The sequence below is a fragment of the Candidatus Brocadia sp. genome (assembly GCA_021646415.1).
Classification (GTDB): domain Bacteria; phylum Planctomycetota; class Brocadiia; order Brocadiales; family Brocadiaceae; genus Brocadia.
In genome coordinates this window covers 33,235-57,446 of record SOEU01000002.1, presented here as the reverse complement: position 1 = coordinate 57,446, position 24,212 = coordinate 33,235, and the positions used below count along the sequence as shown (strand labels likewise).

At 45.5% G+C, this 24,212-nt stretch carries 25 protein-coding genes; 23 read left to right on the top strand and 2 right to left on the bottom strand.

Annotated features, from left to right (window positions below):
• Positions 1-264 precede the first annotated feature (264 nt).
• Complete coding sequence (nifU, locus tag E3K36_02015) at positions 265-1,119, top strand: Fe-S cluster assembly protein NifU (GenBank protein MCF6154029.1); 855 nt, start codon at positions 265-267, stop codon at positions 1,117-1,119.
• Positions 1,116-2,315 carry a cysteine desulfurase NifS gene (gene nifS / locus E3K36_02010; GenBank protein ID MCF6154028.1) on the top strand — a complete coding sequence of 400 codons (1,200 nt, stop codon included), beginning with the start codon at positions 1,116-1,118 and terminating at the stop codon, positions 2,313-2,315. The genes nifU and nifS overlap by 4 nt, the downstream gene beginning before the upstream one ends.
• A 258-nt stretch (positions 2,316-2,573) precedes the next feature.
• Here the strand turns inward: nifS and E3K36_02005 are convergent, their stop codons facing one another.
• On the bottom strand, positions 2,574-4,124 hold the full coding sequence (locus E3K36_02005) for a DegQ family serine endoprotease (GenBank protein MCF6154027.1): 1,551 nt from the start codon (positions 4,122-4,124) through the stop codon (positions 2,574-2,576).
• Between the two features lie 173 nt (positions 4,125-4,297).
• Here E3K36_02005 and E3K36_02000 point away from each other — a divergent pair, with 173 nt between their 5' ends.
• The 8 genes from E3K36_02000 to E3K36_01965 all read left to right on the top strand — a co-directional run bounded on the left by E3K36_02000 (position 4,298) and on the right by E3K36_01965 (position 12,474).
• The gene (locus E3K36_02000) at positions 4,298-5,758 is read left to right on the top strand and encodes a hypothetical protein (protein MCF6154026.1); all 1,461 of its coding nucleotides are present in this window, start codon (positions 4,298-4,300) and stop codon (positions 5,756-5,758) included.
• A complete protein-coding gene (locus tag E3K36_01995) occupies positions 5,758-7,644 on the top strand; it encodes a tetratricopeptide repeat protein (protein ID MCF6154025.1) in 1,887 nt (628 codons plus the stop codon). Before E3K36_02000 ends, E3K36_01995 begins: the two co-directional genes overlap by 1 nt.
• Before the next feature lie 240 nt (positions 7,645-7,884).
• Complete coding sequence (locus tag E3K36_01990; GenBank protein ID MCF6154024.1) at positions 7,885-8,220, top strand: hypothetical protein; 336 nt, start codon at positions 7,885-7,887, stop codon at positions 8,218-8,220.
• A gap of 82 nt (positions 8,221-8,302) precedes the next feature.
• A complete protein-coding gene (locus E3K36_01985; GenBank protein MCF6154023.1) occupies positions 8,303-8,509 on the top strand; it encodes a hypothetical protein in 207 nt (68 codons plus the stop codon).
• A gap of 481 nt (positions 8,510-8,990) precedes the next feature.
• Positions 8,991-10,136, top strand: coding sequence for an ABC transporter permease (locus E3K36_01980; protein MCF6154022.1), 1,146 nt, complete (start codon positions 8,991-8,993; stop codon positions 10,134-10,136).
• Positions 10,137-10,138: 2 nt separating this feature from the next.
• On the top strand, positions 10,139-10,912 hold the full coding sequence (locus E3K36_01975) for an ATP-binding cassette domain-containing protein (protein ID MCF6154021.1): 774 nt from the start codon (positions 10,139-10,141) through the stop codon (positions 10,910-10,912).
• Positions 10,909-11,694 (top strand): MCE family protein, encoded by a 786-nt coding sequence (locus tag E3K36_01970; protein MCF6154020.1) that lies wholly within the window; start codon positions 10,909-10,911, stop codon positions 11,692-11,694. Before E3K36_01975 ends, E3K36_01970 begins: the two co-directional genes overlap by 4 nt.
• A 168-nt stretch (positions 11,695-11,862) precedes the next feature.
• On the top strand, positions 11,863-12,474 hold the full coding sequence (locus tag E3K36_01965; GenBank protein MCF6154019.1) for a membrane integrity-associated transporter subunit PqiC: 612 nt from the start codon (positions 11,863-11,865) through the stop codon (positions 12,472-12,474).
• Positions 12,475-12,489: 15 nt separating this feature from the next.
• Here E3K36_01965 and E3K36_01960 read toward each other — a convergent pair whose 3' ends face one another.
• The gene (locus E3K36_01960) at positions 12,490-12,702 is read right to left on the bottom strand and encodes a hypothetical protein (protein ID MCF6154018.1); all 213 of its coding nucleotides are present in this window, start codon (positions 12,700-12,702) and stop codon (positions 12,490-12,492) included.
• A gap of 339 nt (positions 12,703-13,041) precedes the next feature.
• Here E3K36_01960 and E3K36_01955 point away from each other — a divergent pair, with 339 nt between their 5' ends.
• The 13 genes from E3K36_01955 to E3K36_01895 all read left to right on the top strand — a co-directional run bounded on the left by E3K36_01955 (position 13,042) and on the right by E3K36_01895 (position 23,829).
• Positions 13,042-13,518: a glycine zipper family protein gene (locus E3K36_01955; GenBank protein ID MCF6154017.1), complete on the top strand. Its 477-nt coding sequence runs from the start codon at positions 13,042-13,044 to the stop codon at positions 13,516-13,518.
• Between the two features lie 16 nt (positions 13,519-13,534).
• Positions 13,535-13,969, top strand: a complete 435-nt coding sequence (locus E3K36_01950) for a hypothetical protein (GenBank protein ID MCF6154016.1) — start codon at positions 13,535-13,537, stop codon at positions 13,967-13,969.
• A gap of 339 nt (positions 13,970-14,308) precedes the next feature.
• Positions 14,309-14,848 (top strand): hypothetical protein, encoded by a 540-nt coding sequence (locus tag E3K36_01945; protein ID MCF6154015.1) that lies wholly within the window; start codon positions 14,309-14,311, stop codon positions 14,846-14,848.
• 359 nt (positions 14,849-15,207) lie between these two features.
• Positions 15,208-16,605, top strand: a complete 1,398-nt coding sequence (locus tag E3K36_01940) for a patatin-like phospholipase family protein (GenBank protein ID MCF6154014.1) — start codon at positions 15,208-15,210, stop codon at positions 16,603-16,605.
• A gap of 454 nt (positions 16,606-17,059) precedes the next feature.
• Positions 17,060-17,836, top strand: a complete 777-nt coding sequence (locus E3K36_01935) for a DUF3313 domain-containing protein (GenBank protein ID MCF6154013.1) — start codon at positions 17,060-17,062, stop codon at positions 17,834-17,836.
• 790 nt (positions 17,837-18,626) lie between these two features.
• Complete coding sequence (locus E3K36_01930; GenBank protein ID MCF6154012.1) at positions 18,627-19,190, top strand: chalcone isomerase; 564 nt, start codon at positions 18,627-18,629, stop codon at positions 19,188-19,190.
• 231 nt (positions 19,191-19,421) lie between these two features.
• A complete protein-coding gene (locus tag E3K36_01925) occupies positions 19,422-19,643 on the top strand; it encodes a hypothetical protein (protein ID MCF6154011.1) in 222 nt (73 codons plus the stop codon).
• A 137-nt stretch (positions 19,644-19,780) separates the two neighbouring features.
• Positions 19,781-20,035, top strand: a complete 255-nt coding sequence (locus E3K36_01920; GenBank protein MCF6154010.1) for a hypothetical protein — start codon at positions 19,781-19,783, stop codon at positions 20,033-20,035.
• A 10-nt stretch (positions 20,036-20,045) separates the two neighbouring features.
• Positions 20,046-20,708, top strand: a complete 663-nt coding sequence (gene rpe, locus E3K36_01915) for a ribulose-phosphate 3-epimerase (GenBank protein MCF6154009.1) — start codon at positions 20,046-20,048, stop codon at positions 20,706-20,708.
• 73 nt (positions 20,709-20,781) lie between these two features.
• Positions 20,782-21,798: a decarboxylating 6-phosphogluconate dehydrogenase gene (gene gnd, locus E3K36_01910; GenBank protein ID MCF6154008.1), complete on the top strand. Its 1,017-nt coding sequence runs from the start codon at positions 20,782-20,784 to the stop codon at positions 21,796-21,798.
• Positions 21,799-21,916: 118 nt separating this feature from the next.
• Positions 21,917-22,567, top strand: a complete 651-nt coding sequence (locus tag E3K36_01905) for a hypothetical protein (GenBank protein MCF6154007.1) — start codon at positions 21,917-21,919, stop codon at positions 22,565-22,567.
• A gap of 105 nt (positions 22,568-22,672) precedes the next feature.
• Positions 22,673-22,870 (top strand): hypothetical protein, encoded by a 198-nt coding sequence (locus E3K36_01900; protein MCF6154006.1) that lies wholly within the window; start codon positions 22,673-22,675, stop codon positions 22,868-22,870.
• Between the two features lie 23 nt (positions 22,871-22,893).
• Entirely contained in the window at positions 22,894-23,829 is a 936-nt protein-coding gene (locus tag E3K36_01895; GenBank protein MCF6154005.1) for an alpha/beta hydrolase, read from the top strand.
• The last annotated feature ends 383 nt before the right edge of the window (positions 23,830-24,212 follow it).

Sequence of the window (24,212 nt, the reverse complement as noted above, 5' to 3'; positions counted from 1 at the left end):
AGCATACGTGACATTAACCCTGTCAGGGTTTTCAACCCTGACAGGGTTTGACTCATAAATTTCGTGCTTCGGATTTTGCCTTTCCAACTCGTTCGGGGCAGGTTGATACGTACGTAATCTTGACATTCCGGAGATAAAAGAATATATTGTATTATAAGTTAATATACTGACTATATTATACGTAATGCGTGGGATAGTTTCGTTGAGATTCTGGACGAATTGAGGCATTGAAATCCTAAACATTTATTTAGGAAAGGGATAAGGGTGTGGGATTATTCTGAAAAAGTGAAAGACCATTTCTTTCATCCAAGGAATGTGGGTGAAATTGAAAATCCGGACGCAGTAGGCGAAGTGGGGAGTTTGGCCTGCGGAGATGCTTTAAAATTAATGCTAAAACTGGATAAATCAGGCCGCATTGTGGATGTAAAATTCAAGACGTTTGGGTGTGGAAGTGCCATTGCTTCTGCGAGCGCATTGACGGAGATGATTAAAGGGAAGACGTTGGATGAGGCGGGTAAGATTACTGATAATGATATTGCGGAGTACCTTGATGGATTGCCGGAACAGAAGATGCATTGTTCTGTGATGGGTCGTGAGGCGCTGGAAGCCGCTATCGCAAATTACCGTGGGCAAAAAATAGAGAAACCCGTTGACGAGGGAACGATCGTTTGCAAGTGTTTTGGTGTAACGGACAATAAGATCGCACATGAGGTGAGAGAGCATAAATTAACTACTATTGAACAGGTGACAAATTTCTGTAAGGCAGGTGGTGGATGCCGTTCATGTCATCCCCAGATTCAGGCCATTATAGACGAGGTATGGCAAAAAGAAAAAGAGAAAGCGATGATAGAAAAGGTTAGGAAACCGACCAAGAAGTTGACGAACATTCAAAAAATGAAGTTGATACAGGAGACCCTGGAAAGAGATATTCGGCCATCCCTTCAGTCAGATGGGGGTGATATTGAACTGATTGACATAGATGGCGACCGGGTTATGGTCTCATTTCGGGGGAGTTGTGTGGAGTGTCCCAGCTCAAAGGTTACTTTGAAATCCACGGTAGAGGCGAAACTGAGGGAATTTGTGACGGATACGCTTATCGTCGAGGAGGTGGCTTCATGAGAGTTGTATATGCGGATAATAACGCAACAACAAAGGTTGCGCCTGAAGTTGTAGAAGTTATGCTGCCGTATTTTACTGAATACTACGGGAATCCTTCAAGTATGCATACCTTTGGTGGCCAGGTAGCGAAAAAGATTGATAATGCCAGACAGCAGGTGGCAGACATTCTTGGCGCTGACCCCGCAGAAATTCTTTTTACAAGCTGTGGTACGGAAAGTAATAATGCTGCGATTTGGGGTATACTCAGGGCAAATCCTCACAAGAGGCACATTGTGACCTCAAGGGTAGAGCATCCTGCAGTCTATAATTTATGTAAATATTTAGCACAAAGTGGTTATCACGTGACGGAGCTGGGTGTGGATAGCAATGGGATGCTTGACTTGAATGAATTGGCCGATGCTGTAAGGGAGGATACGGCAATTGTGTCAATTATGTATGCAAACAATGAGACCGGTGTGATTTTCCCCATTGAGGAGATTGGCCATATTGTGAAGGAGAAGGGTTCTATATTCCATACCGATGCTGTGCAAGCTGTAGGCAAGATACCACTAAATCTTTCGAAAAGCACGATAGATTTATTAACCCTCTCAGGGCATAAATTACATGCACCCAAAGGAGTGGGGGCCCTCTTTATACGGAAGGGAATTACGTTTGCGCCTTTTATCGTTGGCGGACATCAGGAAAGGAACCGCCGTGGTGGCACAGAGAACGTTCCTTCGATTCTCGGTCTTGGCAGGGCATGTGAATTGGCAAAAAAATATATGGGTGAAGAACAGACCCGGGTAAAACAATTAAGGGATAAGCTGGAGGATGAAATACTGAAAAAGGCGCCAGATGTCAGAGTGAACGGACATAAAATACACCGTCTTCCAAATACCACCAATTTGAGCTTTGAGTTTGTGGAGGGGGAGGCTATTTTGTTGCTCCTGAATGAAAAAGGAATTTGTGCTTCGTCAGGTTCAGCCTGCACTTCAGGTTCTTTAGAACCATCGCATGTACTAAGGGCTATGGGCGTTCCCTTTACGGCGGTGCATGGTTCAGTAAGGTTAAGTTTGAGCCGGTATAGCACAATGGAAGACGTTGACTTCATAATCGAACATCTTCCGCCAATTATTAGAAGGTTAAGGGAAATATCCCCGTATGGCAGGGAAACACAGGTAAAGGAGCAACCCACCAGGATATCGGCAGGGGCATAGTACGTGTGAAGGGGGAGCATTCCCGATTTTTTGTAACTGTTCATGGGGTCAGGACGACACAACCCTGACAGGGTTAACACTCTGCAACATTTCACCAAAACCAGCGGAAGTCACAAAAAATCGGGAATGCTCCCGTGCAAAGGACGGGGTTGCTTTATTGTGGTATGGTGAAAATTTTATCGGAATAAAAAAGGGGCGATCCTTGCGATCGCCCCTATGAGATAATTAATAATTTCGTTACGGGTCGAACCGTAAAAACTATTTTTCCTTTGTCTTGATAATAACATATCGGGAAAACTCGCCGCGTTTTACAAGGAGAAGGATACCCTTTTCCTTATCTCCCTCGGTCAATGCCTTTTTGAATTCACTCACATTAGCGACCTTCTTTCTGTTAACCTCTTTAATGAGGTCACCTTCCCTTATCTCTGACATGGCAGCAGGGCTTCCAGGCTGAACTTCAGAGACTATTACCCCGCTATCTTCTTCGATACCCAGACTCTTGGCGAGTTCTTTTGTGAGATTTTGCACGGTCATTCCAAGGTCTTTCCCGGTCGGTACCGCACCAGGTGCGGCAGCGAATAGTTCTGCTGGTTGTTCTCCGATTTTAACGGTTAACTCTTTTTCTTTACCGTCCCTCAGGACTTTGACCTTTACTTTTTTACCGACTTCAGTTTGTGCAACCGTATTACGAAGATGATTCACGTCCCTGATAGGTTTTCCTTCATATTCAATCACAATATCGCCACGTTCAAAGCCGGCTTCTTTTGCCGGGGAACTTTCCTGAATGTCGCTTACCAGGACGCCTTCGGTAACCGTAACGTTAAATGACTTTGCTAAAGCCGGATCGATATCCTGGATGACCACCCCGAGCCAGCCGCGTGTGACCTTGCCTTTTTCGATAAGGTCTTTCATGATAATTTTCACCATGTTTATGGGGATGGCGAATCCGATGCCCTGATAACCGCCGCTCCGGGTAAATATAGCGGTATTGATGCCAATAATTTCCCCTTTGATATTAACGAGGGGCCCGCCGCTGTTACCAGGGTTGATGGCTGCATCGGTTTGAATCATATCTTCGTATGCTGCAACACCTACATTGGCCCTTCCCGTGGCGCTAATAATACCGACAGAAACTGTTTGTGTTAAACCAAAGGGACTCCCTATGGCAATTGCCCATTGTCCAACCCGAATAGTATCAGAGTCTCCCAATTTTGCGGAAGGTAAATTTTTTCCGTCTATTTTTACTACCGCAATATCTGTCTGAGGGTCAGTGCCAACGACCTTTCCATCAAATTCCCGTTTATCTCCCAGGGTAATCTTGAGTTCGTCGGCATCTTCTACCACATGGTTATTCGTTATAATATAACCTTTTTCACTGTCTACAATTACACCTGAACCAAGCCCTTGTATTTTATATTCACCTTCGGGGAATCGGGGTCTAAAAAACCGGTCAAAAAACTCGTCTCCAAAGAAATCTCTAAAGTCCCGGAATGGGTCGGATTCTTCATCAGGACCAGGGCCAGGTGCCGGGCGATGAAATCGATCTTCCGGCATCTTCTTTTTTTGCTGGGTATGTTTAAAAACCTTTACAGACGTGATAGATACAACGGCAGGTTTAACCTGCTCAACTAACTGTTCAAACACATGCTCGAAATGCTGGGCCGTGGCTAATGCATCTTTATCGGATTCATTTGCCTGTTTGTTTGCTGCATAGAGCGTTGTTTCGCTTGGCAAACTCATGCCGATTCCGGCACAAAAGCTAAAAACGAAAAGAAGACGAAGATAAAATTTTTCTCCTTTGTGAATCATGATGAACCTCCTTCAAAAAAGTTTAAATCCTTAACGGCCTTGTCGAATTTTATTCGAGATATAACTTTTTGTCAAATCAAAAGTTGTATAATACTTCTATAATGCTTGCATTCTCTCTTTGGCATTGATAGAATAAACAGGAATTAAATATCTATTTGTTCCAAGGAAACTTCGTGAAGAGGGGGATTATGGGCTGGAAGAAGATGTCTGTATCTTTAATAATTGGGATCGTGGTTTCGTTGTTCTTTATGCAAAATGGGGCCTTTTCGTCAGATGTGTATTTTACGTCACAGGAGATTAAGAGGCAAATTTTACATGCGATCGAAGGGTGCAGAGAGACCATTGATATTGCGGTTTTGGATATTACCTCAAATGATATATTGAACGCCCTTATTAAGGCGCAGGAACGGGGAGTTCATGTCAGGATTGTGGTCGATAGAAAACGCGCTTTAACGAAAGGACCATTGTCAAACCTTTACAAAAATAAGGATTTTGCAGTTAAGGCGTTGATTCAAAAAGGGCGAATGCATAACAATTTTGCCATCTTTGATTCTAAGCTGCTGGCAACCGGGTCGTATTATTGGAATGAAGATGCAGGCAGATTCAATCGTTATAACACCATTTTTACCGATGAAACGAGAGTGTTGGTGAAGTATCAAAGGGAATTTGACCGTCTGTTTCACGAGGGAATAACCGCCGGAGTAAAAGAGGATGTGCCTGCCGCAGGAAAAAAAGGTGAAAAGGTTGAAGGTGAACCATCAGTGATCATCCCAACGGCCCCGGGCGCTGGAAACCGGGTTATAGCGTCGAATTTTGGTGTTGTTATAGCGGAGACGTCTGATGGGTATATTAACATGGGTTTTGAAGAGTTTAATAATATTTTTGGAATGGCGAGTGAGCTATCCGATGAGCAAAAAGAGAGTTTGTGGAGTCGATGCGCGGGTAAAAAGGTCAAGTGGAATGGAAAAGTGACTTATATTGGATGGGGACTGATAACGGGATGGATGATGAGTGTGACTCATGGCGATACCAGTGTCGAAGTAAAGTTAAACTCCGCCCATAAGGAGCATTTTTCTCACGTGAAATATGGAAACACCGTAACCTACACAGGGAAGCTCGATTCACGAGTGACGAGAATATTCCCGTATAAACTGGAAAACGGCGACGTGCTTGAAATTAAGAATACCCTTCCGGCGCAGGTAAACCCGAATGAATTGATGGAAAACCCTTACACAGTGCCTGTTTCTCAGGGGCCCAAAAAAATATTCCTCGTAGAGTCTTTTGAGGATCTGGACAAGATTTTTGGTAAGAGGAGTAATTTGTCGGATGCACAAAAGGATACGGCATGGGAAAAATATAAGGGGAAATATGTCAGCTGGATGGGACAGATTATGTATAAAAATGTAAATGTTGCGGCAGGTTTGCGAATAGGGATAATGCAAAAGGAAGGCGGGGATGTAGAGTTAAAGGTCGGTATGGCAAAAAAAGATAAGGTGTTGAAATTTCGGGATGGTGAAACCATACTCTATACGGGGAAATTGGTAGAGAGACGGGGAAGCCTTTCTCCTTATATTTTAGACGATGGCGATATCATAACGATGAAAGAGTCGAACAGAGGGTCAGGCGGCATGTGATGTCGTGCGGTTTGTTCGCCATATTTCGCCGAAAGCGGAAGAAGGAGGTAGTCATGGTGAAAAGAGGGATGTTTATACCGATTATTGTTCTTGTTGTGTTCGTTGGCTTGAAAGGAATAGTAATCGCTGCGGAAAGTTATGAGAAGGCCCTTCATGAAGGAAACGTCCTTGTTCGGAAACAGATGTATCAGGAAGCGCTCGGTGCCTATGAGAGCGCTATTCAGTTAAAACCCGATGCCTTTGAGGCCTGGTACAATAAGGCAGTTGTGCTTGATTACCTGGGCAAATATGTTGAGTCTGTTGAGTCGTTTGAAAAGGCGATTCAGTACAAGCCGGATTATTATGAAGCGTGGTATATGAAGGGGCGGGCTCTGGATCATGCGGGGAAATACGATGAAGCGGTTAAGGCATTTGATAAGGCATTAGAGATCAAGCCGGATTCTCTTGAGGTCTTATACAATAAGGGAAATGTGTTGGACCATATTGGGGATATCGATGCCGCTGCGAAGACCTACGACCGCATTATCCGGGTAAAACCCGATGCGTATGAGGCATGGAATAACAAAGGACTGACCTTGGCAAGGATGCCTGAGAGGAGAAATGAGGCATTAGAGGCGTACGACAAGGCTATTGCGATTAATCCCAAATATTATGAGGCGTGGATTAATAAGGGGAATTGTTTTGTCAGACTTCGCAGATATAAAGAGGCCGTTGATGCCTATGACAGGGCAATTGAAATAAAACCCTCTGAACATGCATCATGGGCTGATAAGGGATTTACCCTTGCCGATCTGGGGAAACATGAGGAGGCGGTGAAAGCCTTCAATAAGGCCATTGAACTGAAACCCGATTCGTATGCAGCCTGGAACGGGAAAGGGCTTGCCCTGGATGCTTTGGGCCGATATGAGGAAGCCCTTGAGGCATACGAAAAGACAATTGAAATACAACCCGATTCTTACGGGGCCTGGACAAATAAGGGATTGGCTTTATCTCGTCTTGGAAAGCATGCGGAGGCCGTTGCCGCCTATGAAAAGGCACTCCAGATCCAGCCTGATTCATATGAAACTATGGCAAATAAAGGGTGTGAGTTATTTAAACTGGGAAAATATGAAGAAGCAATCAAAGTTTTTGACAGTACGATAAAGCTGAGGCCCGATTACCCGCAGGTATGGAATAACAAAGGAAATGCCTTGTTGCGGTTAGGAAGGTTTATGGAGGCGATAAAATCTTTTGACAAGGTGACCCAGATAGTTACCGATGAGGAAGCTGCAAGTATACCACGCCAGGCAAAGATTAAAAGCGAAGCCCTCAGCAATAAAGGCCTTGCGCTCGTACAACTTCAGAATTACGAAGAGGCCATAAAGATATTTGACAGGGCATTGAAAATAAAGCCTGACGACTTTGTTGTATGGGTAAACAAAGGACTTTCCCTTCTGCAACTAAAAAAATATCCGGAGGCGTTGAATGCATTTGACAAGGCGGCGACCCTGAGTGGCGATGCACATGAGGCGTGGAATTATCAAGGATATGTGTTCGAGGAAATGGGAAAAAGACAAGATGCGCTTGGTGCGTATAATAAGGCCATCCAGAATAAACCGGATTTCTTTGTGGCCTTCAATAATAAGGGTCTTCTGCTAGATGCAATGGGAAATCACAAAGAAGCAATCGAGTCTTATGATACGGCTTTGCAAATAGAACCTAAATTTGATGCGGCGTGGTTTAACAAGGCCTGCGCACAAGCCCTGTTCTCCGATAAGTCCGGGTGTCTGGATTCTTTAAAGAAGGCCATCGAGTTAAATCCGCGATATAAGAGTGTAGCAAAGAATAATCCCGATTTTGCAAAGTTAAGGGAAGACGCTGATTTTAAGAAGATTGTAGGTGAATAAATGGCAAGGAATTATTTTTATAGCAGCAAAAATATTTTTCCCTGCAGCTTTTACTTTGATGTTTTTGTGCCCGAAAGAGTTGTGACGGCATCGGCAATATCCTGACTGAGCATCTCAAGAGTACGGCTCATGGCTGTGCCTTTTCGCTGTAATCTGTTCCCTGAATCGGTTCGGTAAATCCTGATTGGCTTATAAGACGCACCGTTCCGCCCTCTTTTTCAATAATACTCTCCATTTGATATCTTCCTTTTTGTGCATGTGCCGTCTGCACCGGTTGAGGCGGTCATTGCATTGAGCATCGTATTCGTTGCGGCAGAAATTCTTCGCACCCGTCAGGGCCGTGAAGGCATCACCGCTCAGGCGCCGTGGATTGTGGCGTTTACCTTCGGGTTGCTGCACGGGCACATTCCGGCGGCGCTGTTGTTCTTCAACGCGGGTGTGGAGGCGGGGCAACTGATGTTTGTGTCAGCTGTACTCGCATTCGTCGCGTTGGCCCGCTGCTTTCTCGTTCCTCCGCCGCACTGGGCAGTGTTTGTGCCTCCCTACGCCATCGGTAGCATTGCCATGTTGTCGTAGCGTTTTGAAAATCAAACAATCAACAATACAAATAATAAAGGGGAGAAATCAATGAATACAAAAAAAACTACTTGATGAGTACATGAAGATCGAGGCCCTGACGCTGAAGCTCCGCAAGGCCTATCTCCCCAAGTTCCGTGAGGTATTGCCTGAGACCAAGACGGTTATTTATTACGACCATAAGGTTCATGAGTTCATGATGGATAAATTTTACAAGATTCTTATCCTTATCTGTGGTTCACCAGCAAACACCTTCACACAATCTGTTCTACACAATGGCGTATCCTGATATGCCTTTCCGTTCCCTATGACAAATATTTACGTATTGTAAATAAGCTATTTGCTTACGTTAAGTCATAGAAGGATATCGTTATGGAAAGGGGGTATCATATCTTTCCTTTCTGTGGACGGGGATGCTTACAACTATTTTTTTCATATGGGGTTGTGTGCATTATCCCGTTAATAGACCCCATCGGCAAGTGCACCGTCCACTAGCAATAAATTAATAGAATTAAAGGGTTAAATAGGTTGTTGATGGTAACTTGAATCTATTGGCATTTTTCTTGCGCATATAATTTAAATTACGAGCATAAGCATTGGATTTGTATATAAGTTAATGGCAAATGAATTTCTATAAGTGTGCTTAATCCTGAGAGAAATGATTTTTCCGTAATCATTATAAAGAAATTGGATGGGGGACTAAAAAGAAAAAACAAATCCAAGAGTATAGAATAGTTTATCTAAAATATTGGATAAATTCGAGGTTCTTCATGCATACAAAACAGCAGAATAATTCAGAGATACGTTTTAGCCATCCACCACAAGACACCCTTGTTGTTCATATTGGTGGGAACTGGCTTTTGGAAACATCACTCCCTGTAATTGAATTATTCGAAAATGAAATAAAATCGCTCACAACAATCCGTACGATCAATTTCGATACAAAGAATCTTACCAACTGGGATAGCAGCCTGCTCATATTCTTATCAAAGGTCTTTGATGTTTGTACAAAGCACAATATCCACATCCAGATGGAAGGCCTTCCACAAGGAGTGCAGAAGCTTCTCGATCTTGCGTCACCGAAACGCCAGCGGAAGGGAATAACCAGGAAGGTAGAAAAGAAATCTTTTCTCGTAAGGGTGGCTGATTCAACATTTGATTTCATACGGACATCGAAGGAAATGCTTGCGTTCATCGGCGAGGCAGCGCTTGCCTTCGGAAAGTTACTCTGTGGCAGGGCGAATTTCCGCCACACGGACCTTATGAATGTCATCCAGGAGAGTGGCGCACAGGCGATCCCCATTGTTTCACTGATCAGTGCGCTGGTAGGTTTGATCTTTGCATTTGTAGGCGCCTTGCAATTGAAGTTGTTTGGCGCACAGATTTACGTTGCGGACATTGTGGGAATAGCCATGGTCAGGGTTATGGGGGCGATTATGACCGGCATTATCATGGCAGGCCGTACAGGCGCTTCGTTTGCCGCACAGATTGGAACAATGCAGGTGAATGAAGAAGTGGATGCGCTCAAAACACTGGGTATATCACCGATGGAATTCCTGGTGCTGCCCCGAATGCTTGCCCTGACTCTCATGATGCCACTCCTTTGCCTGTATGCAGACCTCATGGGCATCATAGGCGGGATGATTGTGGGCGTGTTCATGCTCGATCTTAATTTTATGGAATACTACAATCAGACAAAATTGGCAGTTGCTCTCACCCATCTCTGGGTAGGACTTTTTCACAGTGCGGTATTTGGCGTGCTCATCGCACTCTCCGGATGTCTGAGAGGTATGCAGTGCGGAAGGAGCGCGTCTGCGGTTGGGTCTGCCACAACATCAGCAGTGGTGACGAGCATTGTGAGTATCATAGTCTCAACGGCGATCATTACCCTTGTTTGTGAAGTCCTTGGTATTTGAATATGGACCAAAAAAGAGGAAGTACGGGACAGGAAGCAAAGATAGTGGTGCGCGACCTCGATATGGGATACGGCAGTTTTGTGCTGATAAGCGATATGAACTTCACGGTTAGCAAGGGCGATATTTTTATCATTATGGGAGGGAGCGGCTGCGGGAAAAGCACGCTTATGAAGGTGCTCATAGGACTGCTGGAGCCTTTGCGCGGACAGGTATTTTATGACGGCGAAAATTTCTGGGAAGGGGATCCTCAGCAAAAAGACCGCATTATGAGAAAGATTGGCGTCCTCTACCAGAGCAGTGCATTATGGAGTTCCATGACATTGGCAGAAAATGTTGCGCTTCCGCTTGAACAATATACAAACCTCAGCAAGAGCCAGATTCTCGAGCTGGCATCGTTAAAACTTGCGCTGGTAGGACTCGCAGGGTTTGAAGAATTTTATCCCTCGGAAATAAGTGGGGGAATGCGAAAGAGGGCAGGACTTGCACGGGCAATGGCGCTGGATCCGGATATCCTCTTTTTTGATGAACCTTCTGCAGGTCTCGATCCGGTGAGCGCCCGGCTTCTTGATGATCTTATCATTGAACTACGGGATAGTCTTGGCGCTACCGTAGTAGTCGTTACCCATGAACTGCAAAGTATCTTTGCAATCGGGAACAACTCGGTCTTTCTCGACCCCGATACAAAGACGATCATCGCATCAGGCGACCCGAAAAGACTGCTTGCAGAATCAAAGGATCCGACAGTAATGAGTTTTTTAACAAGGGGGGAAAAATGAGTAAACCGGCAAATAAAACACTTATTGGCGCCTTTGTAATAGGGGCTATAGCCTTGCTGGTTATAGCGGTGCTTATTTTTGGCTCTGGCAAATTCCTGAAAAAGACGTTTCATGCCGTGGTATTCTTTGAGGGTTCTATTAAGGGCCTCAATGAAGGTGCGCCGGTTATTTTCAAAGGGGTGAAGGTAGGTGCTGTGAAAGAAATCCGTTTGATTTACGACCCTGCCGACGACTCTCTCCGGATACCAGTGATCATCGAACTTGAACCGGAAAAAATCGAAAGAACTGACATCGCTGAACGGCAGCCGGAGAAAAATTTAAAACTGCTTATAGAAAGGGGACTAAGGGCACAACTTCAGATGCAGAGTATGGTTACCGGTCAGCTCATGATCGCGTTTGATTTTTTCCCTGATAAGCCTGCCAGATTTGTTAGTTTCATAAAAGAATATCCCGAAATTCCAACAGTTTCCACTCCTCTCGAGGAATTTAGAAAGACAATCCATGATCTTCCTATTAAGGAAATTGTTACGAAACTAAATCTTACCCTGAATTCGGTAAGAAAACTCATCCAGCACATCGATAAAAAGATGGATCCACTTATAACGAATGTCACAAAGACGTCCGAGATTACCCAGAACACACTTGAGAATATGCAAGCGACTTTAAGGCAAACAGAAAAAACCCTTACTACTTTTTCCGAGGCAGGCCGCTCTATGAAGTCCTTAACAGAGTATCTCCAGCAGCACCCCGATTCCATTCTCAAAGGAAAGCCCCGACGATAGTGTCAAGGTTTTATAAACGGGTAATACCGATAAAATGAACCCAGTCAGGATTTAAAACCCTGACTGGGCTGACTCGAGAATTTCGCGCTTCGGATTGTATCTTTTCCGAAACGGCCGGGTCAGGTAATAATATTTGACAATACTGGTTTTATAGGGAGGCGTTTCTCAATGAAAAATTATGCAGTTTCATTTTTTCCCCGTTTCATCATTATGGGAGCTCTCGCAGTCATTATCGGATGCGCGAGTACTCCGCCATCAAGGTTTTATATCCTGAATTCCATGGAAAAGCAGGAGGCACAACAGAAGGGTTCAGATGCGATGCGGCATGTTACAATAGGAATAGGTTCCATTGAAATCCCTGACTATTTAGACAGGTCGCAATTGGTAACCCGAGGCAGCCGCAGCGAACTGAAGGTTGACGAATTTAACCGGTGGGCAGGCTCTCTCAGAGAAAATATATCTTTGGTTCTCGCTGAAAACCTCTCTCTCCTGCTTTCGACCGACCGTGTTTTTGCCCATCCCTGGATTCCTGATGATTCTGTCAATTACTGGATCCATGTTGAAATAATCCGTTTAGACGTCATACCTGGTGATGCTGTTACCATGAAGTCGCGTTGGACAATATCAGACGATCATGGAAAAAAAGAATTTATAACACGTGCCTCAGAATTTACAGAAAAAGCAAGCGAAAATAGTTATTGTATGATGGTAGAGGCCATGAGCCGGACATTTGAAAAATTGAGTCGCGAAATTGCTTTAGAGATTGAGAAGGTGAAATAGATTTTTCGAAACAGTTTAGTTTTTTGAAAGATGAGTTGTGCTTTTTAAGTCCCTATAGGGACGTGAGGCAATAGGCAGGCAATTTATTGCCTGTATTTTTATCAAAGAGAAATACAGTCCCGTAGGGACGATTGAGACGATTTTGTATCCATAATCTTCATTCGCCCCTACAGGGCTTATTTTTATCTTTCTATTAACACAGGCAATAAATTGCCTGCCTATGAGCAATTTGCCCCTCCGGGGCGAAATCAGCACAAGGCTTTGCCTTGATAGTTTTTCAAAAAACTAAAGTGTTACGATTTTTCATCACGGGTATTAATGAAAAATTCTTAAATGAGTAAATAGTATACTTTTTATCAGCGTTGTCCGGTTAGAAATTTGCATGTACGGTTTTGTCATACCCGAACGTTTTTATCGGGTATCCAGTGAACCCTAAACCTCCTGGATTCCCGCTAAAAACATGCGGGAATGACATCTCGAGTGCAATAAAACAGGACATGCAAATTTCTAACCGGACAACGCTGACTTTTTATATTAATCTAAAAGGCTTCCTGAAAGGAGAACAACATGAAGAAAATAATCTATGTATGGAGCGTGCTATTCGTAGCGACATGCACCATGAGTTCAGTGCTGGCCCAGAACCTGATTATCTACCCTGCAAAGGGCCAGAGCCCGGAGCAGATGGAAAAGGATAAGTTTGAGTGCTATTCCTGGGCAAAACAACAGACGGGGTTTGACCCTATGGTTGTATCCACCCAGCAAACACCTGCGAGTCAGGGTAGTACCGGTGGTGGGGCAGTAAAAGGAGCGGCGAAAGGCGCACTGGTTGGTGTAGGTATTGGCGCTATTGCGGGAGATGCAGGCAAGGGCGCTGCGATTGGCGCAGTTTCTGGTGGCGCCTTTGGTGGCTTAAGGAGCCGAAGTCAGAGAAAACAGGCAGAGCAGATACAAAGGCAGCAGGTATCCCAAACGAATCAGAAAATCAACGAGTATAACCGCGCATACAGCGCATGTCTTGAGGCCAAAGGATATACAGTTAAATAGAGAATGGAGAAAACTTATGAAAGCGATAAAATTAATGATGATACCTTTTTTATTTGCATGCCTTGCTTCACATGTTTTACATGCGGGCGATTATGACGGTTCCAAACCATTACTCTTTTCTGTAAAAACCGTTCTTGAGTGCGCGCCAAACGGTGAATCCCACATAGTAACGGCAGAGGAGATGGAGATGCCTCAGTTTCTCATAATTGATTGCAAGAAAATGACCATTAGCCCATTACCTCCGATTAAAGGGAGACGTGATACCGTAATCAAACGCCTGGAACATATCGATGGGAAATTAATCCTGCAAGGGGCAGATGATGGTATAGAGAATGTACGGGATGGCGTTGGCTGGACGGCGGCAATTTCAGAGGACACGGGCAGGGCTGTAGTAACGGCATCAGGCGATGATGTGGGTTTTGTCATTTTCGGCGCCTGTCTGCCCCGCTAAAAGCCCTCAAACAGACGGGAAAATCCCGAAGGGATGACTTGATTATAGAAAAATACACACACCACAAGATTCAACCCCGCAGGGGTGAAATATCGAGAAAATAATGATGCCATACCACCCTTACGGGGTTAACAATAATTGTATAACGATATGCTATAATAATGACATCCCTTCGGGATTACTAATCAATATTTTGTTTACCCGTAGTGATTGTGGGCGAAAATACGCTGAATAGTTACAAAATTATCGGATTAAAACAGAATGGAAATAATCGCACGTGACCGGGTTCAGAATGCATGATGATCGGTTTGCTCTGAATAACAAAGAAAGGAATTCTCTATGAAAAGAGTGGGTTTTTTTCTGGTTGCAATTATTATATTTTTTCTCATCGTTATGTTTTCGGCAACGGCACAAACAACTTCCGTCAATCAGCCCCAGACAACCGCTTTAAGTGGTCAACAGACGCGCTATCTCTTAAATCTGTCGGGGATATTTATCTTTTTTTTACACATGCTGGGGCCTATCGAAGTTTTGGGTCCGTTTGTTAAGATGACCAGGGATGCTGATGCAAGGTTTCGGCGTAGACGTGCGCTCATTGCTACCCTCATCTCTACCATTGGTTGTCTTGCAGCCGCTTTTATAGGTCAAAGAGTTATGCAACACCTGCATATTTCAATCTCTGCCATATTGATTGCGGGGGGAATAATTCTTTTCCTGGTGGCGTTACAAATGGTCATGCGGATGTATTCATCCCTACACCGGAATGGAACACTATCATCCGCGCCAACGCTCTCTATGGCATTTTCTCCACTTTCTTTTCCCACGATTGTCACCCCATATGGAATTGCAATTCTTATTATAGTCATGACAACAGCATAGGGGGATGCTGCACGGCAGATTGGGATTATTGGTATACTGCTGGCGATTATGCTTTTAAACTTATTTGCAATGCTGTTTGCTCATAAAATATTAAAGTTTATTGGTATTAGAAGGGCACTGCAAATCCTTGACAGTGTGCTCGGGGTGCTGCAGGTTGCGCTGGGAATACAGATGATTCTTCAAGCCTTAATATCGATGGGGGTAATGACAAATGTTTTATAGAGAAAGGAGGATAATGTAAAAGTAGCAAAAATATGAATAAAACTAACCCTGTCAGGGTTTTAAACCCTGACAGGGATAACTCACACATAAACAATAGTGTTGAACAAAGGAATATTATTAATCATCGGAGAATAGCAATGGGTAAAATGTTTCAGCCTTTCCGCATGTGTGTCAGTATTCTTATCATCGTTTTTTTAATTTCAGGTTGTATGCATTATCCCGTCAATAAACCCCTCGCAACGGTTGATCCAAACAGTGGTTATCGTGGAAAGTTCATGAGCCAGCCTGGAAATTCAGACGAATTGCTCTTGCTTGTCAGCTTCTCAGGTGGCGGTACACGGGCCTCTGCCTTTTCCTATGGTGTCCTTGAAGAACTGAGAAATACAGAAGTAACCATAAACGGAGAAAAACGGATGCTTCTCCATGAAGTTGATGGTATTTCTGGTGTATCGGGAGGTAGTTTCACGGCTGCGTACTACGGCCTCTTTGGTGACCGTATCTTTGAGGATTTCGATCAAAAATTCCTGAAAAAGAACGTGCAGGGCGGCCTTACCCGAAGGATTTTGATACGACCAGACAACTGGGTACGCCTCTCCTCTCCATTTTTTCAACGGAGCGACCTTGCTGCGGAATATTACGATAAGATCCTTTTTGAGAAAAAAACCTTTCAGGATATGGCAGCAAGGAAAGGCCCTATGGTCCATATTAACGCAACGGATATGGTAACGGGTATACGAGTTACATTTCATCAGGACGCCTTTGATATAATCTGTTCTGATTTGTCCAGTTATCCTGTTGCACGTGCAGTAACGGCATCATCTGCCGTGCCTGTTGTCCTCACCCCCATCACCCTTCGTAATTACTCCAACGATTGTGGTTTTACCCTCCCGGAAGAAGCAGAGAGGGTGCGGAGGGAGCATGATATTTCGTCACGGTCATTTCATCAGGTGAGTAATGTAGAGGTCTATCAGGATGCTGCGAAGCATAAATACATCCATCTTGTTGATGGTGGAGTCTCTGATAACCTTGGTCTGAGAGCAGCCCTTGATAGGGTGCTTGCCTTCGGAAGTGTATGGAATACGCTGAAATATCTGAAACTCGAAAATACCCATAAGGTGGTTTTTATTGTGGTGAATGCAGAGACTGAAGTAAGCAGCCATTGGAATCTTTTTGGGAAAGCTCCTACCATATCCGCAATGTTTGGCGCATATTCTTCCGTATCGGTTACGAGATATAATTACGAGACTGTTATGTTGCTGAGGGAGAGTTTCCGCCGATGGACTGAAGAAGTCCAGAAAAACAGGTGTGGGGACGGTTTGATATCAACGGAGCCGGGCGGATGCGGCGACATCAAATTTTATCTCGTTGAGGTCAAGTTTGACGCATTACGAGATGAGACTGAACGCCATTACTTTAAAGGTATGCCCACATCGTTCAAATTATCGGATAAACAGGTCGATGATCTGCGTGATGCCGCCCATCGTATACTTGCCGGGTCAGAGGAATTCCAGCAGCTTTTAGCAGAGTTAAAATAAAGGTTTATGGCGCCACGCATATGAAAGTTTTTGACGCAAGCAGTTTAAACTCATGAATGAACGTTTTATATACCGATTTCACGCAAGCATGTCCTTTAAATGAGTGAGCATACAACTGTCATTGCGAGGAGGAACGACGAAGCAATCTTAAGTTTTTCTGCGAGCAAGGGATTGAGTCTCTGTTCTGAGTGTATCAGCGAGAAACCCTCCGGGTTTGCTTCATTTTCGTTTTGCAACCACTCTACTTCTCACAATGGCATGGCAATGGGTTTTCCAAAATACTAAATAACAGGGGGGATCTCAATCTTGATTCTCTACGGATTGTGTGAATAATTTTTGAAGTTTAATTTAATGCCAAGGAATTTCAATTACCCCCCATAATCCCCTCGTAAACGGGGGGAAACAGGGGGGAAGTCGCCGAAGGCCTAATTAAAAAAGAAAGGAGAATAGTAGTATGGGTAGAAGGGAAACCATGGTTAGACGCATTACCGCGAGCTGCGGATGTATTTTGTTGGGGGCAACACTTTTAGGTATCCCGTTGGGCTGCAAAACTGCACCTGCGCCGGATACCGGATATTTAGAGGAGCCTGAACGTATGGCCCCGCAGAAAGAGCGATTCCCTTTTGACAGGGTCTGGGTGAAGCCGGACGTTCAAAAGGAAGATTATGACTACATTGTAATCGCTCCGGTCAACACAGAGTATCTCATGGAAAATACCGGCTGGAAGGCCGCCAATCCAGGTAACACGAACCTTGAGGAAAATGCACTTAAACTAGCTCAGTATACGGAAGAAAAATTTAGCGAGGCATTTCAAAAAGACGAGAGACCAGGATGGAAATTAGTTAGCTCATCGGGTCCCCGAACGGTAGTGCTTGAACTGGCTATCGTGGAACTGGTGCCAAGCAAGGCCACTTTGGGAGCGCTCAGGCTGGCTGCCCCTGCCTTTGGTCCTGCTGGAATAGCAGTTGGAGGCGGAGCGGCTGCTGCAGGAGGGAGACCAAGCGTGGCAATCGAAGGACGGCTGAAAGATAGCATAACCGGGGAGGAGATCTTTATATTTGCCGACCGCAAAGAGGCCCAAATGCGTATCATTGACCTGAAGGCCGTCACCTGGTGGGGGCATGCAAAAGATATTATCAAAGACTGGGCAAACGAGTGTGTGGAACTCGCCAAGACACCAAAGGACTATCAGGTGAAGGAACGCGGATCGTTTACCTTAAAGCCGTGGTAATACCTGGAAAGCAGGGAAGTTTTACGGCAAAAATGCGGTGGAATAACTACATAATGCAGCACTGCCGCAACCAAAGCTAACCACCCCTCTTTCCCCTCCTTCGTAAGGAGGGGATGAAGGGGGAGGTAAAAAATCTTCCTAAAAAGAAGTTTTTACAGACTAATACTCTATACTCAAGATGCTTATAAAATTTGAATTGTATACAGGGTGGCACGGACAAACGCCGTTTGTCCGGGAGCATTCCCGACTTTTTGTGGCTTCTGCCACGTTTTAACGAAACGTACAGTAGTGTTAACCCTGACAGAGTTAGAAATCCTGTCAGGGTTGTTTTGCCCTGACCCCTATGAACTGTTACAAAAGATCGGGAATGCTCCCACACTATTGTGAATTAAACAATAGGCAATATTGCCGAATCACGGACAAGCAAGGAGCTTGCCCGTGCCACCCGTATAGGATTACTTTGCAAAAAGCAATTTTTATGTAACTATTCATCGATAACTGAAAGACCGGAAAATCCCGAAGGGATGACATGATTATAAAAAAATGCACACCACCAAATTAAACCCCGTAGGGGTGAAATATCGGGGAAGTAATGATACCATGCCACCCCTACGGGGTTAATTGTAATTGCATAACAATATGCTATAATCATGTCATCCCTTCGGGATTACCGAATCAACATTTTGTTCACTCATATTGATTGTGGGCAAAAGTACGCTGATTAGTTATTTTTTTATAAATTTTTCTTCGTCTTCTTCGTGGTTAAATTCTTTTGGTTAAGGAGTTAATAATGATCAGAAAAATACTTATCATAATATTTTTGGCATTAACAATCATAACGCCGGCACAGGCTAAGGAAATCGGTGGCGTGAACCTGTCTGACACGATCATGTCAGGTAAGGAACAGCTCGTGTTGAATGGGGCAGGACTGCGCAAAAAATTTTTCGTCAAGGCTTATGCAGGGGGACTCTATCTCAGAACAAGAGAGAGTGATGCGCAAAAGATTGTCGATGCTGATGAACCGATGGCAATCCGGTTACAGTTTATCTATGACGGGGTTTCCTTTAAACAACTGGTTGAAGGGTGGAACGAAGGATTTGCCAATGCCACCATGGGAAACCCCGGGCCTATTAAGGAAAGAGCCGATACGTTTAATTCCTTCTTCACAGAAGATGCCAGAAAAGGGGACATCTATGATATGATTTATACTCCGGGAGAAGGGGTGAACGTATCGATTAAAGGAAAACTGATGGGAACCATCACTGGGCTTGATTTTAAAAAGGCCCTGTTTGCCATCTGGTTGGGGGAAAAGCCAGTGGATAATTCGCTCAAACAGGGGATGATGGGCAAATAGCCCCTGTCCGAATTCTGTTTGTTTGGCACAAAAAGACTCGAACGTTCTTCGTTCATGATAAAAAACAGTTTTTGGGAGAATTAAAGATAAATCTACAAAAACTATTTCTTTTCTCACCGGCCATTGGTTTTCCAGGTTTGCAGCGTTCTCGGGTTGGTATTGAGTGCTGAGATTTAATTCTTGTTACAGTGAGAAGAATCACTGAAACATTTGATAAAAGGAGTGTTATTTATGAAAAGACATTTAGTCCTGTGCTGTATGATAGCCTATTGTGCATGTTGTATTCAGCTTGTTGGCTGTGGAGGTGGTGGAGCAGAAATCAAACAGACAACAACTCATACCAGTCTTGGACAAGAATTACAAGATCTTGATACAGCGTATCAGAAAAAGATAATAACGGAAAAAGAATACAAAAATGCAAAAGAAAAATTGCTAAAAAAGTATGCAAAATAGAAAAGGAGAAAATTTGATGAATTTTGTAATTTGGATTATCAGTGGTATTATCCCAGGTTGGTTGACGGGATTGGTGGTCCGGGGAAGAGGTTTTGGAATTAAAGGAGATCTCATTGTTGGATTGTTGGGAGGGCTTGTTGCTGGCGCGTGATCTCGAATCGATGGTTGCGAAATACACGCTTCGCCAAAATCGCGACGGCACACCGTTCGTCACCGAGTCGGGCAACATTATCCTTGACTGCCACTTTGGCCCCATCGCTGAGGCGCGACAGCTGATAGCCCCTTTGAATTCACGCGCGGGCATCGTCGGGCATGGTTTGTTCATCGGTCTCGCCATTGATTCGATTGTTGCTGGTGCGAGTGGCGTTCATTATTGCACGCGGAGGGCTTAAGACTATGTCTCTGCCCAAAATTGCTCCCTCGATTCTGGCCGCCGATTTCTTGAAACTGCACGAGCAAGTGCAGGCGGCCGAGCGGGGTGGCGCGGATCGCTTTCAGGTGGATGTGATGGACGGCGTGTTCGTGCCGAATATCAGTTTCGGGCTTCCCCTCGTCGAAGCGATGCGCCGTGCCACGACACTCATGCTCGAAGCGCATTTGATGATCGTTAACCCCGACCGTTATCTCGACGATTTTGCAAAGGCGGGTGCGGATTTGATCATCGTGCACCAGGAAGCCACCGTTCACCTCGACCGTTCGATTCAACACATCAGGCATCTGGGCAAGAAAGCGGGGGTCGCCCTCTGTCCGGCCACGCCCGTGCACACGCTGAACGAAATTGCCGAAGAACTGGATCTGGTGTTGGTGATGACGGTCAATCCGGGCTTTGGGGGGCAAGCGTTCATCGACTATACCCTGAGAAAAATCCGGCAAGTGCGCGAGATGCTGGATGCGCGTAATCCGCAGTGTGAGGTGGAAGTGGACGGCGGCATCGACTTGCACACCATTCGCGCGGCGTATCAGGCCGGCGCACGCGTCTTCGTCGCGGGTACGTCGGTGTTTCACAATGCCGCGGGGCCAGGCGCCGGTGTGCAGAGTCTGATGAAAGCGGCCCAGCAGGACTGACGGGGCGGGTTGTCACTAGACAGAGCCCAGTCTTCTGACAAAAGGAATTTAGAGGCAAGAAAGGAGAAAGCCTATGCAGCTCGGAATGATCGGTCTTGGAAGGATGGGGGGAAACATGGTGCGCCGCTTGATGCGCGGGGGGCACACGTGTGTCGTTTATGATCGCAGTGCGGACGCCGTCAATGAATTGGCGGGCGAAGGCGCGATTGCCGCATCGTCGATGGATGAATTCATCGGAAAATTGAAAACGCCTAAGGTCGTGTGGTTGATGTTGCCGGCGGCGTTGGTCGATGCATCGCTCAAGGATTTGGGCGCGCGCCTGCAACCTGGGGATATCGTGATCGACGGCGGCAACTCGTACTACATAGACGATATTCGCCGCTCCAGGGAATTGGCGGCCAGGGGCATCAAGTACGTGGATGTCGGCACGAGCGGAGGCGTGTGGGGGCTGGATCGCGGCTATTGCATGATGATCGGCGGGCCGACTGATGCTGTCCAGCACCTCGACCCGATCTTCAAGACGCTGGCGCCGGGACGAGGCACGATCGATCGAACGCCGGGCCGCGAAAAACTCGGCGGCACTGCGGAAGACGGCTACCTGCACTGCGGGCCGAACGGCGCGGGACACTTCGTCAAGATGGTCCACAACGGCATTGAGTACGGCATCATGGCTGCCTATGCTGAAGGCATGAATATTCTCAAGCATGCCAACGTGGGCAAACAGAATCAACAAGCCAGCGCCGAAATGACACCGCTTCGCCATCCCGAACACTATCAATACGATATAAATCTGGCCGACGTTGCCGAAGTGTGGCGGCGCGGCAGCGTCATCGCGTCGTGGCTGCTCGATCTTACCGCGATTGCCCTGGCGGACGACCCGACTCTCGAACAATTTGCGGGCCACGTGTCCGATTCTGGCGAAGGCCGCTGGACCATCCTCGCCGCTGTCGATGAGGGTGCACCCGTGCCGGTCTTGAGCAGCGCGTTGTATGCACGTTTTACCTCGCGCGGCGAAGCGGATTACGCCGACAAGCTGCTGTCGGCCATGCGCTTTCAATTCGGTGGGCATCACGAAATGCCGAGCCATTAAAACTGCCCAATACTTCGATGGGATCCGCGATGAAACCGTCAAAAAGGAAACACTGGGTATAAGAGGAGTCAACTTCGTTTGGCGTTTCTTGGAACTGAATAGTTGAGGATGGGTGATTATGGCAAAAGAAGACACACCCGAAGAAAATGAACGCTTAAAACATTTCATGGAATTAGCAACAACCATTATTATTGCACTGGCAACGATATCTTCAGCATGGTGCGCGTACCAGGCCACACGATGGAGTGGGATTCAGGCATTTCAGCTCAGTACGGTGAATACCCTGGAGCGCAAGAGTTCGGAAAATACCATACGCGCTGGACAAATGCGCGGGATGGATTCGATGCTTTTTATTGAGTACCTCAAAGGCAAACAACAACACAATGATTCTCTTGCGGATTTTTTTTACAACCGCTTCAGACCGGAATTAAAGCGGGCAACCGATGCATGGCTTGCCACAAAACCATTCCAGAATTCCCAGGCGCCGCTGCATCCTTTTGTTACGGAGGAATATCGCCTTGAACTTGAACAGGAAGCAAAACGCCTGCGCGAAGAATCAGATCAGAAGTTTGAGGAGGCAAGACAGGCAAACCAGAATTCTGACAATTACATCATGCTCACGGTGCTCTTTGCATCAGCCATGTTCTTTGGTGGTGTCTCAACGCAATTTAAAAACAGAAATTTCAGAATTGCGATGTTAGTCATTGGCGCGTTAATCCTCTGTGCTGCTCTTGGAGTTTTGTTTACTTATCCTATGGCAATCGAGTAGACAATTTGTGTTTTTAAAAGGATTTATCGAGTCATTAAGTAAACTTATAAGCACCAAAATAAAAAGACGAAAACATGATCCAGGCAATTTTTTGGAGGATGAGCAATGAACATCATTATGTTTGGTAAGCGAATTCTTAGATGGATAGCGACGCTTGTAGTATGCCTGGTGGCAGTTATTTTCACAATTATCCTGATTCGCGGTTTTGACGCCAGGCACATGCCGGATTTAAAGATCTGGCATACGGCACGCCTGTATCCTGAATTCAGGGCCAGTGACATGGAACCATTCCCGCTATGTTGAAGGGGGTTACCTGGAAGGATTGGGTGGCGGCTGCAGATTTAGCAGCGCAGCATGTCCGTGCTGTGACAGGTCCGGATGCACCCTTTTTCCTCGGCGGTTATTCCAATGGAGGGTTGATCGCCACGTATTATACACTCAATTGTGTCAATGACGGATCGAAGATAAAGCCACAAAAACTATTCCTTTTCTCACCGTCCATTGGCATTACCCGGTTTGCAGCGTTTTCGGGATGGCATCGGGCGCTAAGCTTTATTCCATACTTTGAAAAAATTGCGTGGCAGTCCATCGAACCGGAGTATGACCCATTCAAGTACAATTCGTTTCCCAAAATCGCCGGTCATCAACTGTATCAGTTGACACGGGTGACGCAAAAAAAGATTGAGCAACTGAAGAAGAACGGAAAACTGGAACAGCTTCCTCCCGTTCAAACGTTTTCTTCCGTGGTAGATTCCACGGTGCTCACCCCTTCGCTGGTGACACATCTTTATGATCATCTCAAACCAAACGGGCACGAACTGATTCTTTTTGATATAAATCGTTTTTCCGCGTTAGAGCCATTTATCAAAGACCGCCATGAAGCTTTTTTAAACAGTCTTAAAGGGACATCTGCTCTTCCTTATGCATGGACGCTCATCACAAACCAGGAACCAGACACCTTGCAGGTCGTTGCCGAGACGCGCCATGCCGGTTCAGATTCTGTGACCCGTGAACCCCTGAATCTTGAATGGCCACGGGGGATTTATTCTCTTTCACATGTAGCGGTACCCTTTTCCCCTGAAGATCCTCTCTATGGTGACCGGGAGGACTTGAAAAAGAAAGGCCGTTTCGTTTTGGGGATGGTTGAACCGCGGGGGGAAAAAGACGTTTTGCAAGTCCCGGTCGATCAGTTTATGCGTCTTCGCTATAACCCGTTCTTTTCTTATATGGAGCGCCGCATCGTGGAATCGATGGAACAGTAGATCGGGAGGATCGTTGTAGTCGTGCAGCCAGCAAATATTTAATCAAGTAATGGCTACGCACAACGTACTTTCATTATTTTTCAGTCCTGTAAATAAATTTATTGTTTTGAAGCAGGCATCATCCGCCGGGATATCAGACGGTATACTACCAGGGAACTGACCACTCCCGCAAAAAAGATCACTATCAAAAGAGCGCCGGCGCGAAACAGCTTGGCAACAATACTGTCTGCCTCCCTTCTTACGTGGGTAGCGGTATGTTCTAATTGACCAAGCAGGCCGTTGATTCTTGATATCTCCCCCTTAAGAAAGGGGGATTCAGGGGGGGTTGTGTTTTGTTTCCATATTTTTCAAACCTTATTCAATAACTCTTGGATTTTATTTTC